This window comes from Streptomyces sp. NRRL F-525 (assembly GCF_000716605.1).
Taxonomy (GTDB): Bacteria; Actinomycetota; Actinomycetes; order Streptomycetales; family Streptomycetaceae; genus Streptomyces.
In genome coordinates, this window is the sequence record NZ_JNXE01000038.1 from 140,485 (window position 1) to 156,913 (window position 16,429).

The 16,429-nt window shown below is 70.2% G+C and carries 16 protein-coding genes, 1 tRNA gene and 1 other RNA gene; 8 read left to right on the forward strand and 10 right to left on the reverse strand.

The window, feature by feature from the left end; translation table 11 throughout:
• Positions 1-32 precede the first annotated feature (32 nt).
• Positions 33-1,469, reverse strand: coding sequence for an alpha/beta hydrolase-fold protein (locus OO69_RS38580; RefSeq protein WP_033285583.1), 1,437 nt, complete (start codon positions 1,467-1,469; stop codon positions 33-35).
• A 158-nt stretch (positions 1,470-1,627) separates the two neighbouring features.
• Here OO69_RS38580 and OO69_RS38585 point away from each other — a divergent pair, with 158 nt between their 5' ends.
• Complete coding sequence (locus OO69_RS38585) at positions 1,628-2,278, forward strand: O-methyltransferase (RefSeq protein ID WP_033285584.1); 651 nt, start codon at positions 1,628-1,630, stop codon at positions 2,276-2,278.
• 54 nt (positions 2,279-2,332) lie between these two features.
• On the opposite strand, the gene OO69_RS38590 is transcribed toward OO69_RS38585, so the two are convergent.
• The 6 genes from OO69_RS38590 to OO69_RS38615 form a co-directional block, all read right to left on the reverse strand.
• Complete coding sequence (locus tag OO69_RS38590) at positions 2,333-3,592, reverse strand: ABC transporter permease (protein WP_199811109.1); 1,260 nt, start codon at positions 3,590-3,592, stop codon at positions 2,333-2,335.
• A complete protein-coding gene (locus OO69_RS38595) occupies positions 3,589-4,317 on the reverse strand; it encodes an ABC transporter ATP-binding protein (protein WP_234444640.1) in 729 nt (242 codons plus the stop codon). Before OO69_RS38595 ends, OO69_RS38590 begins: the two co-directional genes overlap by 4 nt.
• A complete protein-coding gene (locus OO69_RS38600) occupies positions 4,314-5,771 on the reverse strand; it encodes a peptidoglycan-binding protein (protein WP_234444641.1) in 1,458 nt (485 codons plus the stop codon). The genes OO69_RS38595 and OO69_RS38600 overlap by 4 nt, the downstream gene beginning before the upstream one ends.
• Positions 5,768-6,715 (reverse strand): hypothetical protein, encoded by a 948-nt coding sequence (locus OO69_RS38605; RefSeq protein ID WP_033285585.1) that lies wholly within the window; start codon positions 6,713-6,715, stop codon positions 5,768-5,770. The genes OO69_RS38600 and OO69_RS38605 overlap by 4 nt, the downstream gene beginning before the upstream one ends.
• 71 nt (positions 6,716-6,786) lie before the next feature.
• A complete protein-coding gene (locus OO69_RS38610; RefSeq protein WP_234444642.1) occupies positions 6,787-7,674 on the reverse strand; it encodes a hypothetical protein in 888 nt (295 codons plus the stop codon).
• Between the two features lie 2 nt (positions 7,675-7,676).
• On the reverse strand, positions 7,677-8,276 hold the full coding sequence (locus tag OO69_RS38615) for a SigE family RNA polymerase sigma factor (RefSeq protein WP_033285587.1): 600 nt from the start codon (positions 8,274-8,276) through the stop codon (positions 7,677-7,679).
• Between the two features lie 242 nt (positions 8,277-8,518).
• On the opposite strand from OO69_RS38615, the gene OO69_RS38620 reads away from it, so the two are divergent.
• Together OO69_RS38620 and OO69_RS38625 are read left to right on the forward strand one after the other, a co-directional pair.
• Entirely contained in the window at positions 8,519-9,061 is a 543-nt protein-coding gene (locus tag OO69_RS38620; protein WP_234444643.1) for a hypothetical protein, read from the forward strand.
• A 72-nt stretch (positions 9,062-9,133) separates the two neighbouring features.
• Positions 9,134-9,595, forward strand: coding sequence for a PH domain-containing protein (locus OO69_RS38625; protein WP_234444644.1), 462 nt, complete (start codon positions 9,134-9,136; stop codon positions 9,593-9,595).
• A 32-nt stretch (positions 9,596-9,627) separates the two neighbouring features.
• Here the strand turns inward: OO69_RS38625 and OO69_RS38630 are convergent, their stop codons facing one another.
• Positions 9,628-9,912: a glutaredoxin domain-containing protein gene (locus OO69_RS38630; protein WP_033285588.1), complete on the reverse strand. Its 285-nt coding sequence runs from the start codon at positions 9,910-9,912 to the stop codon at positions 9,628-9,630.
• Complete coding sequence (locus OO69_RS38635; protein ID WP_051801524.1) at positions 9,905-10,855, reverse strand: LysR family transcriptional regulator; 951 nt, start codon at positions 10,853-10,855, stop codon at positions 9,905-9,907. Before OO69_RS38635 ends, OO69_RS38630 begins: the two co-directional genes overlap by 8 nt.
• Positions 10,856-10,936: 81 nt before the next feature.
• Here OO69_RS38635 and OO69_RS38640 point away from each other — a divergent pair, with 81 nt between their 5' ends.
• The 3 genes from OO69_RS38640 to OO69_RS38650 are packed head-to-tail and all read left to right on the forward strand — an operon-like array spanning position 10,937 to position 14,209.
• Entirely contained in the window at positions 10,937-12,358 is a 1,422-nt protein-coding gene (locus tag OO69_RS38640) for an acyclic terpene utilization AtuA family protein (RefSeq protein WP_051801526.1), read from the forward strand.
• Complete coding sequence (locus OO69_RS38645) at positions 12,355-12,687, forward strand: hypothetical protein (RefSeq protein WP_033285589.1); 333 nt, start codon at positions 12,355-12,357, stop codon at positions 12,685-12,687. Before OO69_RS38640 ends, OO69_RS38645 begins: the two co-directional genes overlap by 4 nt.
• Before the next feature lie 4 nt (positions 12,688-12,691).
• Positions 12,692-14,209, forward strand: a complete 1,518-nt coding sequence (locus OO69_RS38650) for a carboxylesterase/lipase family protein (RefSeq protein ID WP_033285590.1) — start codon at positions 12,692-12,694, stop codon at positions 14,207-14,209.
• Between the two features lie 417 nt (positions 14,210-14,626).
• On the opposite strand, the gene OO69_RS38655 is transcribed toward OO69_RS38650, so the two are convergent.
• A tRNA-Ser gene (locus OO69_RS38655) sits at positions 14,627-14,714 on the reverse strand.
• A gap of 71 nt (positions 14,715-14,785) precedes the next feature.
• On the opposite strand from OO69_RS38655, the gene ffs reads away from it, so the two are divergent.
• Both ffs and OO69_RS38660 read left to right on the forward strand, forming a co-directional pair.
• Positions 14,786-14,884, forward strand: an RNA gene (ffs, locus tag OO69_RS49835) — signal recognition particle sRNA small type.
• A 93-nt stretch (positions 14,885-14,977) separates the two neighbouring features.
• Positions 14,978-16,429 (forward strand): DNA polymerase III subunit gamma and tau (locus OO69_RS38660; protein ID WP_033285615.1); only part of this gene is annotated, 1,452 nt, incomplete at its 3' end.

Below are 16,429 nucleotides of genomic sequence, written 5' to 3' on the forward strand. Positions count from 1 at the left end.
TACGGCGAGAACGAGCCGAATTCAGAGCGAACTCAGAGGGACTGGTCCATGACCCACTCCCGGATGCCGGGAATCGTGTAGGCGACCTGCCAGGTGGCCATGTGCGCGCTGGTCGTCGACCCGGCCGGTACGACCGTGCCGGTCTTGAAGGAGGCGTAGTTGACCGGCGCTTTCTGGGCCTTCAGGCTCCGCACGTCGGCGGCGAACTGGGCCGCGGTCGACCGGCCGTTCCAGACCGCGGTGCCTACGGCCGTCCCCTGCTCCTTGACGACCTTGGTGATGGCGTTCTCGCCGGAGTAGGACTTGTCGTCGTCCTGCGAGACGACGATCCAGAGTTTCTTTTTCGCCAACGGCTTCGCCTGGTCCGACGGCCACTGCCCGGCGACGACGAACGACGCCCCGAACAGGTCCGGGTACTTGATGTTCAGGCCCAGCGTCATCATCGCGCCCATCGACTGACCGGTGGCGTAGAGCCGTTTCTCGTCGAGGTTGTACTTCTTGGTGAGTTCCTGGACGAGATGGGCGGTGGCGTCGAAGAGCGGCGACGGTTTGTAGGTGTCGTCGATCACGACGGAGTCGTACTCGGGGGCCAGTACGAAGGCCTCGTGGCGGGCCTGGTCCTCGGGGCTGGCCCAGCACACGGCGCCGAGGCCCTGGACGAGGGGGCCTTCCGTGGCCACGTTCACGACACTCGCGTCATGCATGAACAGGACCAGCGGGTAGCTCTTGTGGTGGTCGCGGTCGTAGCCCTTGGGGATGAACAGGTTGTACTTGAGGGTCTTTTGGGTCGCCGGGTCGGTGAACGTGAACTGCCGGAAGTCGTCCACGATCAGGTTCTTCACCGCGTCGGTCGTCAGCCCCGTAGTACTCGCGGGGTAGCGCGTGCCGCCGGTGGTGGTGACGGTGCCGGTCTGGGTGAGCGTGGCTTTCGCGGCGACGATGGTTCCGCCGGGGGTGCTGTCGCCGACCTTCGGGCCGCCGCCACCGGGGGCCTGACCGGAGCCGGACGACGAGGACGCCGTAGGAGACGAAGACGCCTTCGGGGATGTGCTGGGTGAGGAGCTGGACGCGTTTCCGGAACCCTGCTGGGTCACCCACAGGGCCGCCGCCTTGTCGTCCGGCGACATCTCGACGATGACGTAGCGGCCGTTCCTGCCCTGCGCGGCGAGGTCGGGCTCACGGTTCGCGTAGACCTTGGTGACGGTTCGGCCGGCCACCTTGAACGTGGACGTCGACAGGGCCGAACCGGTGATGTCGGTGTCGTACTCGACCGCCACGGCGATGAGCTTCTGGCCGTCGCCGTAGACCTTGGTGATCGCGGTGGCGCCCCGGATGTGACCGGCGGCCGACGACGTCTCGCTCACGGCCTCGCCCTCGGCCTCCTTCGCCGTGCACGCGGCCGTCGCGCCGAGCACGGCCAGGGTGCCGACGGCACCGGACCCCACGATGAACCTGCGCCGGTCGACCACGACGGACTCCTTCTGCGGTGCCTGAATTGCCTGTGTTGCCCCTCTTTCCTCGCCCACCTCACCCCGGTCCCGGGTCGCTCGCAACGGGAGCCGTCGACAGCAATCGATATATCGTGATAGGGCTGGAACGTATCGGCGATACAACAACTGGAGTGACGATGCCCGCGCAGAATTCCCCCAGCCCCTTGCAGGACCCCACGGTCACAGCCGTCCTGGACCGGCTCCAGGCCGAACGCCGGCGCCCCGCCAACGGCGGCCCGCGCGGCGGCGCGGACACCCGCGATCCGCACGCGTACGCCGACATCGGCTTCTCGATCCACGCCGATCAGGGCGATCTCATCTATCTGCTCTGCCGGGCGATCGCCGCGACCAGGGTCGTCGAGTTCGCCACGTCCGTCGGCGTGTCCACGATCTACTTCGCCGCCGCCGTGCGCGACAACGGCGGCGGGACGGTGATCGGCTCCGAGATCGTGCCGGAGAAGGCGGCCACCGCCCAACGCAACCTGGCCGAGGCCGAGTTGGACAAGTACGTCGACCTGCGCGTCGGCGACGCCCGGGAGACGCTGCGCGATCTCGGCGGCCCCGTCGACTTCGCGCTCATCGACGGCTGGCCGATCAGCGACGGCGGCCCGACGCTGGCCCGCCAGGTGATGGAGCTCATCGCGCCCCAACTCCGCACCGGCGCCTTCGTGATGAACGACAACGCCGAACCCGACTACCTCGACTACATCCGCGACCCGGCCAACGGCTTCCGCTCCGTGACCCTCCCGCTGAAGGGCTCAACCGAGCTGTCCGTGAAGGTGGGTTGAGGACTCTGGGCGACAACTCACCTCAACCGAACGTGATTTCTACGGCCGTGGTTTCTACGACGGCGCACGCAGCGCGTCCACCGGCTCCATGCGGGCGGCCCGCAGCGACGGATACAGCCCCGCGAGGAGTCCGACGAGGGCACCGGCGAGCGGCGCACCCAGCGCGAGCCGGAGGTCGAGCACCGGCGTCCACTCCTTGAACACGGCGACGCAGACCACGACCGCGATGCCCAGGGCCGCGCCCACAACTCCCCCCAGCAGCCCGATGGTTGTCGACTCCAGTAGGAACTGTCCGGCCACCTGCCGCCGTGACGCGCCCAGGGACCGCCGTAGCCCGATCTCGCCGACCCGTTCCATCACCGTCACCAGGGTCACGTTGGCGATGCCGATCGCGCCGACCACGAGGGAGACGAGGCCGAGGACGAGGAAGAGGCTGTTGGCGTCGTTCTGGACGCCGGCCCGGGCCTTGGAGAGGTCGGGCGGTGCCACGACGGCGAGCGAGTCCTGGTGCCCGGGCGCGAGCGCGATCGGCGCCTGCCGCGCGACCTGCTTCGCCGCCCCCAGCGCGGTGTCGACCAGCACGCGGGTGATGTTCCGCAGCCCGATCCGGTCGGCCGCGGTGGTGGGCGGCACCATCACGGCGGTGGACAGCCGCGCCTCGCGCCGGATCCCGCCGAGGATGCCGATGACGGTGTACGACTGCCCGCGGAAGAAGACCGCCGGCGCGTCCTCCACCCTTTTGATACCGAGGAGTTGGGCCGCCTGGTCGCCGAGTACGACGACGTGGTCGCGCCGGGCGATGTCCCCGGCGTCGTAGAACCGTCCCGCGGTCATCCGCCCGTGCACGGCCGCGGGCAGCCCCGCCGAGGCGGCGACCACGGCGAGGGTCTGGCCGGACAGATCGCCGGGCGCGGTCACGTCGTTGGCCCGCACCAGCACGCTGTCGGTCGCGTCCGAGTCGGCGAGCGCCGCCACCGACTCCACCCCCGCCAGCCGGGCCACGGCGTCGGTGCCCGACCAGGGCACCAACGGCCCGGCGTCCTCCGCACCGGGCAGCGGCTCCGGCACGGTCACGGTCACCGAGGTCGCGGTGAGCGCGTCGAAGCGGCCGACGATCTGGTTGCCCGCGGTGGACGCGACCCCGATGGTGATGACGAGCGTGGTGATCCCGAGGACCGTGCCGAGCGTGGTCAGCGCGGACCGCACCGGCCGCGCGAGCACCCCGGCGAGCGCCTCCGTCCACAGATCCCGGGGATCCATCCAGGGCCGCTCCACCCGCGCGGCCGCCTCCATCTCCCTTTCTACGACGCTCACTTGACCTCCTCGGCCAGGCGCCCGTCGGTGATGCGGACGCATCGCCCCGCCCGGCGGCTGACCGCCTCGTCGTGGGTGATGACGACCAGGGTCATGCCCTGGGCGCACAGGTCGTCGAAGAGTTCCAGCACGGAGAGGGTGTTCTCGGTGTCCAGGTTGCCGGTCGGCTCGTCGCAGAGCAGCAGCGCCGGATCGCTGAGCAACGCCCGTGCGATGGCGACCCGTTGACGCTCACCGCCGGACAGCCGGTCGGGGCGGAAACCCACCCGGTGCCCCAACCCCACCTGCTCCAGCGCCTGATGGGCCCGCGCGAGCCGCCCGCCCCGCCCGCGTTCGGGCCGCGGCCTGCGGTACGCCTCGGCCAGCATCACGTTCTCGTCGACCGTCCGGTACGGCAGCAGGTGGAAGGACTGGAACACGAACCCGATCCGGCTTCCCCGCAGGGAGGTTCGCTCCAAGTCGCCGAGCCCGGTGGTCTCCACCCCGTCCAGCAGATACGACCCCGCCGTGGGCCGGTCCAGCAGCCCGAGGGTGTTGAGCAGCGTCGACTTCCCCGAACCCGACGGCCCGACGATGGCCAGGTGTTCGCCGCGCCGTACGGTCAGGTGGACGTCGCGCAGGGCGTGCACGGGCGGGTCGGAGGGGAACGTCCGTTCCACACCGATGAGTTGGATGACGGCGTCGAGCGCGGTGCCGACCGCGGGACCGGCCGAGGTGTCGATCACTCGCCCACCACCACCTTCTCGCCCGCCTTCAACGCGCCCCCGTCCGGCTTGACTTCGACGATCCCGGCGGCGGAGAGCCCGACGGTGACCTGGACGTCGCTCACGACGTCGCCGCGCTGGACCTTGACCCGGGCCCGTCCGTCGGACGAGGTGTGGATCGCGGCCATCGGCACCGTGAGCACCTTGCCGTCCGAGGCGCCGACCTTGATGGTCACCTTCACGGCGGCCTCGGCCTCACCGGCGAGCGGACCGGGGTCCGGGACGGTGATCCGCACCTGGACGGCGGCGGTGGAGTCGGCGGCGGAGTTCGCGTCGTCGGTGGTGGAGGGGGCCGTAGCGGAGGTGTCCGCATCCGACGAGGAGTCGGAACCGTCCGCCACGACGTCCACCGTGCCCTGCGCCGACTTGCCGTCCGCCGTGGTGAGTTGGGCGGTCATGCCGTGGCGCAGGAGCTGGGCGTCGGTGCCGGGGACGGCCGCCTGCACCACCACGTCGGAGCTGGTGACCGTACCGATCTGCGCGGACGGGGTGTCGCCGGTCTTCACGGTCACCTTGTCCAGCCGCGCGGGCAGCTTGGGCAGGAAGACGACCTCGCCGGCCGGGACCTTCGTGCCGTAGGTGGCCTTGAAGCTGCTGAGCGCGCCGTTCGCCAGGTCCAGTGCCTTCTGGGCGGACTTGACCTGGATCTCGTGGACCTGCTTGTCCGTGCTGGACTGGGGGTTGGGGCTGCTGGACGACCCGGTCTCACTCGAACTAGCCGTACCGGTAACGCTGTTGGTGGTGAGGAGCGTCTCCTGCGCGGCGGAGACGGCCTGTTCGAGCGAGCCGAGCTGCTGCTGATCGGCGGGGCTCGGCTCCTGGGCGTCGTACCCCTCGCTCTTGTACCAGTCGGAGACGGCGGTGGCGGTGCCCTGTCCGTACGTCCCGCCGGTGCCGCCGGGGTCGAACCCGAGCCGTTTCAGGGCTTTCTGAAGCTGTGTCACATCGTCGCCCGAAGTGCCGGGCCCCAGGGCGCGGTACATGGGTACGGAACCGCCGAGCGCGAACACCGGACGGCCGTTGACCGTCATCAGGACGTCGCCCTCCTTGATCTTCGTCCCGGCCACCGGCGCCTTGGTGACCCGCTGTTCGGCACCCTCGCCGTCCGCTCCGGCGGCCGCCCCGCTGCCGACCGGCCCGGCCAGCGACAGGGGCCGCGGTGACGCGAACTCGACCGACCCGGTCGCCACCACGCTCGCGGTGAGCGACTGCCGTACGACCGAGACGGTCACCGGTCCGGCCTTCGGCGCCTGGTGCGAGGCGGCGGCGTCCGCGGGCGACTGCACCTGCGTACCGGCGAACCATCCGCCCGCCCCGACCAGCACGACCGCCGAGACGACGGCCCCAAGTCGCCTGCGCCCGCTGCCGAGTCGGCTGCTGACGCGGGTCGTGCCTGCTTCCTCCGGGTGGCTCATCCGTTCTCCCCGTAGTAGGGCTTGGCCTTCTCCTTGGGGAAGTAGGCGGCGCGGAACTTCTTGCCGCACTCCAGGTCCTTCATGGCGATGCCGATGTCCTTGTTGAGGAGGGGCAGCGCGGCGTCCTTGCTCAACGACATGAAGTTCTCCGGCAGTTGGCGGGAGATGTCGAGGCGGACCATGGAGACCATGCCGGTCGGCTGGGTGGTGCTGACCGAGATGCCCTGGCCGGTCAGGCAGGTCGCGAACTGCTGGGCGAGCTGGACGAGTTGGGCGTCACCGTTGAGCGCGAGGCCGTTGGCGTGGTTCTGGTCGTCGCGGGCCTTCTCCGCGTTCTTCTCGGCCGACGCGCTGAGCGCCGGTCCGTTCGCCGCGACCCGCCCCACCTCGGAGCATCCGGCGAGCTTCTCGTCCGCCTTGGTCTTGGCCGGGGGACCGGACAGCGCGACGTCGTACGCCTTCTTCTGCGCGTCGGTCAGACCGTCCTCGTCCTGGTCCTGGGGCGCGGTCCGCTTGGCCATCGCGGCCTTGCTGAACGGGACGTTGGCGTCGTTCGGGTAGACGGCACCTGCGTAGTACCCGAAGCCGTACTTCTGCCGGAACTGCTTCGCCCGCGCGTAGTCCTCCCCGTCGACCGCCGCGAACGTGTCGGCCGTGGTCGAGGACTCCACGTGCGGGGTGTAGGTGAAGCCCTGCTTCTTCATGCAGACCGCGATGGCGTTCTCCTGGATGTACTGCTTCTTCGTCGCGTCGTCCACGCCGTCGGGGACGGTGAGCTGGGTCGCACCGTTGACGGTCGTCGTGGCCGCGCTCGAATCCGAACTCCCGCTGTCGGCCGCCGACTTGCTGTCGGAGCCGCCACCGCAGGCGGCGAGGAGGGGGACCAGGCCGAGGGCCAGGGCGGACATCCGTATTCTGGGCGTGCCGAATTTAGGCATGCTCATGCCATGCACTCCTTCAGGGTTGATCAAGGTGTGGGTACTGGGGTGTTGAACTCAGCCGGTGCTGTCCCGGCTCAGCCGCCGTTCCCCTTCGCGGTCTTCTCGGCCTTCACGGCGTCGAAGATCCGGGGATCGGTGGCGAGTTGGGTGAGTGGCCCGGTCCGCGGGGTGCCGCCGCCGCTCCGGCCGGCCGCGGCCTCGTCGAGCGAACCGGCGATCACCTGCACCGTCCAGCCGCCCGCGGTCAGATAGGTGACGCCGACGGCCAGGGTTCTGTCGGCCACGTAGTAGAACAACAGGCTGCCGGAACCGTGCTCGGTCCGGGAGCACCGGGTGATCAGGCCGTTCCACGGGGAGGCGAGCACCCGGCCGTTGCTGTCCAGGCAGGCCCGGGACGGATGGGCGTACAACGGGTCCGTGGCGGTCCGGCCGACGCTCACATAGAGGTCGTTCACGCCGCCGTCGGCGGTGGTCATCCTGAAGTACCGTCCGGGCCGCAGGGGTTGGCGCGGCTGCTCGGCCGAGACGGTCGTGCCGGTGCCCTTCCCTGCGGAGAGGATCGACCGCACCAGCTCCAGTGACGGGGACCAGGCCGAGGGCTGGACGGCGGGGAGCGTCGGCGCGGGTTCCGGCCGGGGCGAGAGCAGCGCGTGCCCGCCGAGGGCCACAACTCCCGCCATGACGACGGCACTTACCGTCGCCCCGACCCGCCGGCGCCGACGGATCCGCACACCGCGCGCGACGGCGCCCGGCACCAGGTCGGGCATGGGCGGTTCGGCCCCGGAGCCCAGCCCGCCCAGGGCGTCCGCGAGCGCGGACTCGTACACGTGCTGGCCGATCGGGCCCGTCCGGTCCATCTGTTCCGACCGCTCCGGCTGTCCCGACTGTTCCGACCGCTCCGGCTGTCCCGAACGGCCCGTCTGGTCCGTGAAGTTGTAGTTGTCACCGGCCTTTCCGTCCATGCTCACCACTCCGCCTGCAGATAGCCCGTTCCGGTCCCCGTGTTCCCCGGTCCGAAGTCCTTGCCGAGATCCTTGCCCGAGTCGGCGAGGATGCGCCGCAGGGTGCCGAGACCCCGGGAGGTCTGGCTCTTCACCGTGCCGACGCTGCACCCGAGCGCCGCCGCCGTGGCCTCCACGCTCTGGTCCTCCCAGAACCGCAGCACCAGCACCGCCCTTCCACGGGGCGGCAGTTGCCGTAGCGCGTCGAGCAGGGTCAGCCGGAGATCCGGATCCGAGACGGGAGCCATGACATCCTCCTCGTGCGCGCCCAGCCGCTCCCGCCAGCGCCGACGCCGGGTCTCGTCGATGAACGTCCGGTACAGCACCCGCCGCGCGTACCCGTCCGGCGACTCCAGCTGCCGTACCCGGCGCCACACCGCGTACAGCTTCGCCAGCGCCGTCTGCGTCAGGTCCTCCGCCAAGTGCCAGTCCCCGCACAGCAGATGAGCCGTACGCCGCAGATGCGCCTGCCGGCTGCGCGCGAAGTCGTCGAAGTCGAGCCCGACGTCGACGACGCCACCGGGATCAGCGGAGACGCCCTGTCCGGGGGACGTCCGGATCACAGGCCACCTCCACCCGGCACCGGCGCGGCGCACGGTGAGAAGTACTTCATGCCTGAGGAACGGGGCCACGGGCCAGTGAGGTTGTCACGTCCCGGGAAAATTCTTTGACGACAAGCACAGCGGCGACAGCGACAATGAACGACCGCGCGGAATGGGCGGAACGGGCGGGACAGCGGCTCAACAGATCAGCAGCACAACGGGCCGACAGCACAACGGGCCGACAGGACAACGGGGTGGCAGTGATGGACAGTTCGCCGAGCGGGAGACCGCAGCCGGCCGAGGTGCGCATCCACATGGCGGTGTGGCAACGGACAACTCCCCTCCTGCCTCTGGCAGTTCTGACAACCGTCCTCTTCACCACAGCCGGGACCGAGTTCCCCCCGCCGGGCGGAGTGCCGGGCGTGGTGGCGTTCTGGGTCGCCGTGCTGGTGCTGGGCAACCTCCTCCCCGCCCGCTTCGGCATCACCCTCACCCCGTCCGCGGCCGTGGTCCACAACGTGCGCCGCCGAACCATCCCCTGGTCCGACATCCAGGCCGTCCAGCGTCAGTCGACCATGGGCGTCAGGACGATCGTCCTCCACGAGGCGAACGGTCGCAGCACCGAACTCCGGGCGCCCACCACGGGATTCCTCTCCTGGGACCGCCACTTCGAGAAGAAGTTCCACACGATAGAAACCTGGTGGCAGACCCACCGAGGCCCCACCTGGACCCCGATCCCACCCCCACCGGCCTGGTGGAACACCCCGCAGCCCCCGGACCGGGACCCGCTCGCCCCACCCAAGTAGCCCAGCCGCAGAACGAACAAGGCGATGAGAACAGAGCGACGCCCCTGCCCCCGGTCGGGCATCATTCGTACCGTGGACGGTGTACGAGACGGTGTCATCGGTGTCTGGCGGGTCAGCCGGTCCGGGCGGCTCGGGGGGTATCTGCTGGCTGTCGGCCCGGCGTGCGGGGCGCTGTCCGCCTGGTGGGGTGCGCTTTCTCACCCGGACAGGGAGAACGTGGACTCCGCCGGCATAGCGACCGCCTTCGCGCTGGGTCTCGCGCTCTTCGCCTGGTGGGTGCTGCTGCGCGTACGCCTGGAACTCACGACGGACGTGATCGTCATGGTGAACCCCTGGGGCACCCAACGCCTGCCCTGGTCGCGGGTCAGCGCCGTGACCCACGGCAACTGGGGAGCCCAGTTCCACACGACGGACGGGTTCACGTACACGGCGTACGCCCTGAGCGACCTGGCAGCCGGAACTCGCCAGGACGACCGGTTCGCCGACGTGAAGCGCATGTCTGATATCCAACTCCGGCGCGGACAAGCGCAGTAGGCGTCCGAGGCGCCGATGCGGGAACCGGACGGTCAGCCGCTCTTCCCCTTCGACAACAGGTGAGGCGCGTAAGCCGCCACCGCGTCCAACAGCTCCCGCTTCGACGGATTCACCATCGCCCGCCCCGCCACGGTCACCGTCGGCACGGTCTCGTTCCCGTCCGCGACGGACCGGACGAACGCCGCCGCGTCGGGGTCCCGCCAGATGTTGACCTTGGTGAACCGGAGCCGGGTGAAGAGGAGCTGGGTGAGCAGCTTCATGCAGTACGTGCACATCGGCCGCCAGTAGACGACGACATCCCCGGGTTCCTCAGGCACGTCTCTCCCCCTCGTCTCGGCGCTCATCGTGCTCAGCACCCGCGGTATGCAGAAGCCGGTGCATGAAGTACGCGGACGCCGCCGGCAGCACGGGCGTACGCGGCGTGTAGACCGCCAACTTCCGTACCGTACCGGGGTCGTTCAGCGGCCGTGTCACCAGCCGCCCGAATGCCATCAGCGGCAGCACCAGCCGAGGTACGGCACTGACACCGAGCCCCGCCGAGATCATCCCCGCCGCCGTCCCCACCTCCCGGGTCTCGATGACGTTCGTCGGCCGGACCCCCGCCTGCTCGAAGGACAGATCGGCGAGCCGCCGCACACTGCTGGACGGTGTGAAGGCGACGAAGGGCTGCTGGGCCAGGTCGTTCCAGGTCACCGCCGCCCGCTCGGCGAGCGGATGACCGGTCGGGAGCACGGCCAACACCGGTTCCTCGCACAGGAGTTGCCCGCGCACCTGCGGATCCGCGTTCCCGCCTTCCGCGATCGCCAACTCCGCAGCCCCCGAACGCACGTACTCGATCACCTCCCGCGTGGTCCCGTCCAGGATCCGCAGCTGCATCCCGGGATGCTCGGCCAGCACGGCCCGGAAGACACCGGGCAGCATCCCCGCGGCCACCGAGGGCAGCGCGGCCACCGTCACCGTGGCCCGCTCCCCGGCCCGGATCGCCGCGAACCGTGCCATGCCCTGGTGATACGTCCGGAGGATGTCCCGGGCGATACCGAGGAACTCGGTGCCCTCCGAGGTGAGCGCCAGCGACCGCGTGGTCCGCTCGAAGAGCTTCGCACCGACCGCGTGTTCGATCTGCTGGACGGTCCGGCTCAGCACCGGCTGGCTGAGGAGCACCTCCTCGGCGGCCCCGGTGAAGGACCCGGCTTCGGCGACGCTGAGGAACAGTTCCATCTGCCGCAGGGTGACGTCCATGCCGTAGAAGTACCAGATCACCACACATTCATGCGCACACCACATGAATCAATACGCAATCGATCTTTGCCCCGGCCCACCCCACGGACCCACAGTGGTCCCATGAGCCGGACACGGACAGGCACACGCACGGGGACGGCACCACGGGTACAGCCCCGGCGACGGATCCGCATCGGCTGCGGCGCGGGCTTCGCCGACGACCGTATCGACCCCGCCGTGGAACTCGCGGAACACGGCCGCCTCGACTACCTCGTCTTCGAGTGCCTGGCCGAACGCACCGTCGCCCTGGCCCAGTTGGACCGCCTCCGTGACCCGGACGCCGGCTACAACGAGTGGCTGGAGGAGCGCATGGAAGCCGTACTCGAACCCTGCGCCCGCCAGGGCACCCGCATCATCACCAACATGGGTGCGGCCAACCCGACCGCCGCCGCCCGGGTCGTCACCGAGGTGGCCCACCGCCTGGGCCTCGACGGCCTGCGCGTCGCGACGGTCACCGGCGACGACGTACTCCACCTGGTCAGGGGCGCCCAACTCCCGCTCCTGGACGGCCCGCACGGGTCAGCGACGGCGAACGACCTCGGAGAAACGGTCGTATCGGCGAACGCCTACCTCGGCGCGCCCCCCATCATCGAGGCCCTCGCCCAGGGCGCCGACGTGGTCGTCACCGGCCGGGTCGCGGACCCGTCGCTCTTCCTCGCCCCGCTGATGCACGAGTTCGGCTGGCCCCCGACCGACTGGCCCCTCCTGGCCCGCGGCACCGCCGTGGGCCACCTCCTGGAATGCGCCGGCCAACTCACCGGCGGCTACTACGCCGACCCCGGCACCAAGGACGTCCCCGACCTCGCCCGCCTCGGCTTCCCGCTCGCGGAGGTAGCGGAGGACGGCTCCTTCACGGTCACCAAAGTCCCGGGCTCGGGCGGCCAGTTGACCCCGGCCACGGTCACCGAGCAACTCCTCTACGAGGTCCACGACCCGGCCGCCTACCTCACCCCCGACGTCACCGCCGACTTCTCCCACGCCCACCTCACCCACCTCGCGGAGGACCGGGTCGCGGTCACCGGCATCACCGGCCGCGAACCCCCCACCACGCTCAAGACCTCGGTCGGCTACCGCGACGGCTTCCTCGCCACCGGCGAGATCTCCTACGCCGGCCCGGGCGCCGTGTCCCGGGCCCGCGAGGCGGCACGGATCGTAGAACAACGCCTGACGGCAGCCGAGTTGAGGGTCACGGAGGCGCGCTACGACCTGATCGGCGTCGATGCGGTACACAGAGGGGCCGACGCAACTGCCGTAGAACCGCCCGAGGTTCGCCTACGCGTGGCAGCCCGCGCCCCAACCCACGTCCAGGCACGCCGGGTTGGCAGAGAGGTCGCGTCCCTGTGGCTGAACGGCCCCTACGGAGGCGCGGGCGTCACCCGCGAGACCCGCGAGAACATCGCCATCACCTCGGTCCTGCTGCCCCGCGAACTGGTCATGCCCAGCACGGCAGTTCAGCTGACGGTGGCGGGAGCGGCGACGCCATGAAACTCCATGAACTGGCCCACGCCCGCTCCGGCGACAAGGGCTCCACGGCCGACATCTCGGTCATCGCCTACCATCCCGCGCACTACCCTCACCTCCGCACACACCTCACCCCCGACCGCATACGCGCACACTTCCCCGACCTCCCTCCGGGCCCGATCGACCGCTACGAGATCCCGTCCCTCCACGCCTTCAAGTTCGTCCTCCACGGCGCTCTCGACGGCGGCGTCACCCGTTCCCTCCGCCTGGACGCCCACGGAAAGAGCCTCGCGGCCTGCCTGTTGGAGATGGACGTACCGGCCCCCTTCCCTGCCTCTTTTCCGAAGGACTGACCCGATGACGACGAAACCCCCCGCCGCGCCCAGCGCCCACACCACACACGGCATTCTGCGCGGAATCCGTACGGACGACGGCCCGGCGGCACTGTTCGCGGGCATCCCGTTCGCCGCCCCGCCCATCGGCCCGCTCCGCCTGCGCCCACCCCAACTCCCCACCCCCTGGGAGGGCGTACGCGAGGCGACCGAGTACCGCGCAGGCCCCGCACAGCGAGGCGCGGACGGCCCCGGCGGCTGGGAAACCTCCGAGGACTGCCTCTACTTGAACGTATGGACGCCCGAACTCGAAGGCAGGCGCCCGGTGTTGGTGTGGATCTACGGCGGCGGCTTCGAACTCGGCACGGCCTCCCCGCCGACGACGGACGGCGCGGCCCTCTCCCGCCTGACCGGCGCGGTGGTGGTGGCCCCCAACTACCGCGTGGGCGCGCTGGGTTGGCTCCACCCGGCAGGCCCGGACGCGGCGGAATGGACGGCCAGCGCCAACCTGGGCCTCCAGGACCAGACCGCCGCGCTGCACTGGATCCACGACAACATCGCCGCGTTCGGCGGCGACCCGGCCAACATCACCGTCGCCGGCCACTCGGCGGGCGCCTTCTCCATCGGCGCCCTGCTGGCCCACCCCGCCGCCCGAGGCACCTTCCACAAGGCGATCCTCCACAGCGGCAGCATCGGCCGCCTCTACCCACCGGACATCTCCACCGCCATCACGGAAGACCTCATGAAGCAGGTCGCCGCCAAGACGATGAGCGAGCTACAAGCCGCCCCCCTGCCCCGCATCATCGAGGCCCAACACGCGGTGATCGACCAGGACTTCGGCGCCCGCAACCTCCCCGGCGGCCGAGCCTGGGGCCTGGTCCACGACGGAACGGTCATCACCGAGGACCCGGCGACGTCCATCGCGGCGGGCGCGGCGACCAACATCCCCCTCCTCATCGGCGCCAACCGGGACGAGTTCCGCACCTTCCAGTACCTGTACGCCAGCGAGCACTACCAACACCCTTCGGACGAAAGGTCTTTGCTGGCCGAGATGGAACTGGCGGGAGTACAACACCCGCGAGACCTGCTGGAGGCGTACCGCAGCCACGAAGCACGGGACGCCCAGCCCAACAACCACTCCAACAACCTCTCCGACCTACGAACCCGCTTCCTCTCCGACGCCGTATACCGCCGCCGGGCAACTCACCTGGCCAACCTCCAGACCAAGGCAGGCGGCCCCGCCCACACCTACCTCTTCGCCGCCGAACCCCTGGGCCCCCACTACGGCGCCTTCCACGGCTGCGAACGCTTCTACGCCTTCGACCAACTGGCCCTCCTGAACATCGACACCCCGGAACACCGCGCTGCCCGCGACACCCTGATCGGCGCGTGGACGGCATTCCTCACGGATGGCGCCCCCGGTTGGCCGGCGTACGACCCGGACGATCCCCAGGGCGCCCACACGCGGCAGATCGGCGGGGAGACGGCCTTTGTGGAGGAGCCGCCGGGGTGGGTGTCGGCCTGGTGGAATCCGGGGGCGTGACGAGCGAGACGCCGGGTGCCGGAGGCGCGGGTACGGCACCTGTGCCAACCAGTCACCGCGCACTCCCGACGTCGGCACGCATCTGCCTGTGGGAACCGCCGGAACGCGCTTCACTGGTCTCGTGGAACTCCTCGAACCACCCATCGAATGGGACCAGTTGAATCATGCCCCCAGCACGGAGTCGTATCAGCGGCATTGCGCTTGGAACGCTCCTTGCGGACGCGAAGCGAGATGGAGCGTTCATGTGCGGAGCAAGGGCGGCGACAGCTGGTGGGCTGTCTGCGAGGAACACCGCGTGTCTTCAACGGTCCTGAACGCCATGCCTCCTGTCGTACGTCCATGAAGAACTCCACGGCGAACGACGAAGGGCCCCGCTGCGAACAGCGGGGCCCTTCGACATCGTGCCCGGTGAGGCACTGGCGGAGGATACGAGATTCGAACTCGTGAGGGGTTGCCCCCAACACGCTTTCCAAGCGTGCGCCCTAGGCCACTAGGCGAATCCTCCGCGGCAAACAATACAAGACGTTGAGGAGTGCTCGCGAACTCGTTCCCCCCGCTCAGATCCTGTAGCCTGTGCGGAGCCCCTCACGCGGCGCTATCTGACTGAACTCCCCCAGGGCCGGAAGGCAGCAAGGGTAGGTTGGCTCTGGCGGGTGCGTGGGGGGCGCTTGCGTTCCCGGGGTGGGAAGCGCCCCCGTGGACGGGGAGCGCCTCCGTGGATCTTGTCGGCGGCCCCCGTTGTCAGTGGGCGCCTATAACCTCGTACGCGTGTCGTCTCTCGCGCTCTACCGCCGTTACCGCCCGGAGTCGTTCGCCGAGGTCATCGGGCAGGAACATGTCACCGACCCGTTGCAGCAGGCGCTGCGGAACAACCGGGTCAATCACGCGTACCTGTTCAGCGGGCCGCGGGGCTGCGGCAAGACCACGAGCGCGCGCATCCTGGCCCGCTGTCTGAACTGCGAGAAGGGCCCCACCCCGACCCCCTGCGGCGAGTGCCTGTCCTGCCGCGACCTCGCGCGCAACGGCCCCGGCTCCATCGACGTCATCGAGATCGACGCCGCGTCGCACGGTGGTGTGGACGACGCCCGTGAGCTGCGCGAGAAGGCGTTCTTCGGGCCCGCGAGCAGCCGTTACAAGATCTACATCATCGACGAGGCCCACATGGTCACGTCGGCCGGCTTCAACGCGCTGCTCAAGGTCGTCGAAGAGCCGCCGGAGCACCTCAAGTTCATCTTCGCGACCACCGAACCCGAGAAGGTCATCGGGACGATCCGGTCGCGCACCCACCACTACCCATTCCGGCTCGTGCCGCCCAGCACCCTGCGCGAGTATCTGGGGCAGGTCTGCGGGCAGGAGAACATCCCGGTCGAGGACGGCGTCCTGCCCCTCGTCGTGCGCGCCGGCGCCGGTTCCGTGCGTGACTCCATGTCCGTCATGGACCAGTTGCTCGCGGGGGCGAGTACCGATGGTGTGACATACGCCATGGCCACCTCCCTCCTCGGCTACACCGACGCCTCGCTCCTCGACTCCGTCGTCGAGGCCTTCGCCACCGGTGACGGCGCCGCCGCCTTCGAGGTCGTCGACCGCATCATCGACGGCGGCAACGACCCGCGCCGCTTCGTCGCCGACCTCCTGGAGCGCCTCCGCGACCTGGTGATCCTCGCGGCCGTCCCCGACGCCCTCGAAAAGGGCCTCATCGACGCCCCCACCGACGTACTCGAACGTATGCAGGCCCAGGCCGGCACCTTCGGCGCCGCCGAACTCAGCCGCGCCGCCGACCTCGTCAACACCGGCCTGACCGAGATGCGCGGCGCGACTTCCCCCCGCCTCCAACTCGAGCTGATCTGCGCCCGCGTCATGCTCCCCGCCGCCTACGGCGACGAGCAGTCGGTCATGGCCCGCCTCGACCGCCTGGAGCGCGGCGTCAACTTCGCGGGCGGTGGCGGCGCCCCCGCCATGGCCTACGTCCCCGGACCCGAGGCCCACACCCCTGCCTACGGGGGACCCGCAGCCGCCCCCGTCCCGCCCGGCGGTGGCGCCGCCGCCGCCCGCGCAGCCGTACGAGGTCCAGGGGCGCCCGGCGCCACCCCGGCACCCGTTGCGACCCCGCCCGCGATGTCGGCGGAGCAGCCCCCCGCGCCCGTCGCCTACGCGCAGCCGGCCCCGCCCACCCCGGAACCCCAACAGCCGCAGCCCCAGGCCCAGCCCGCCGCCCCCACC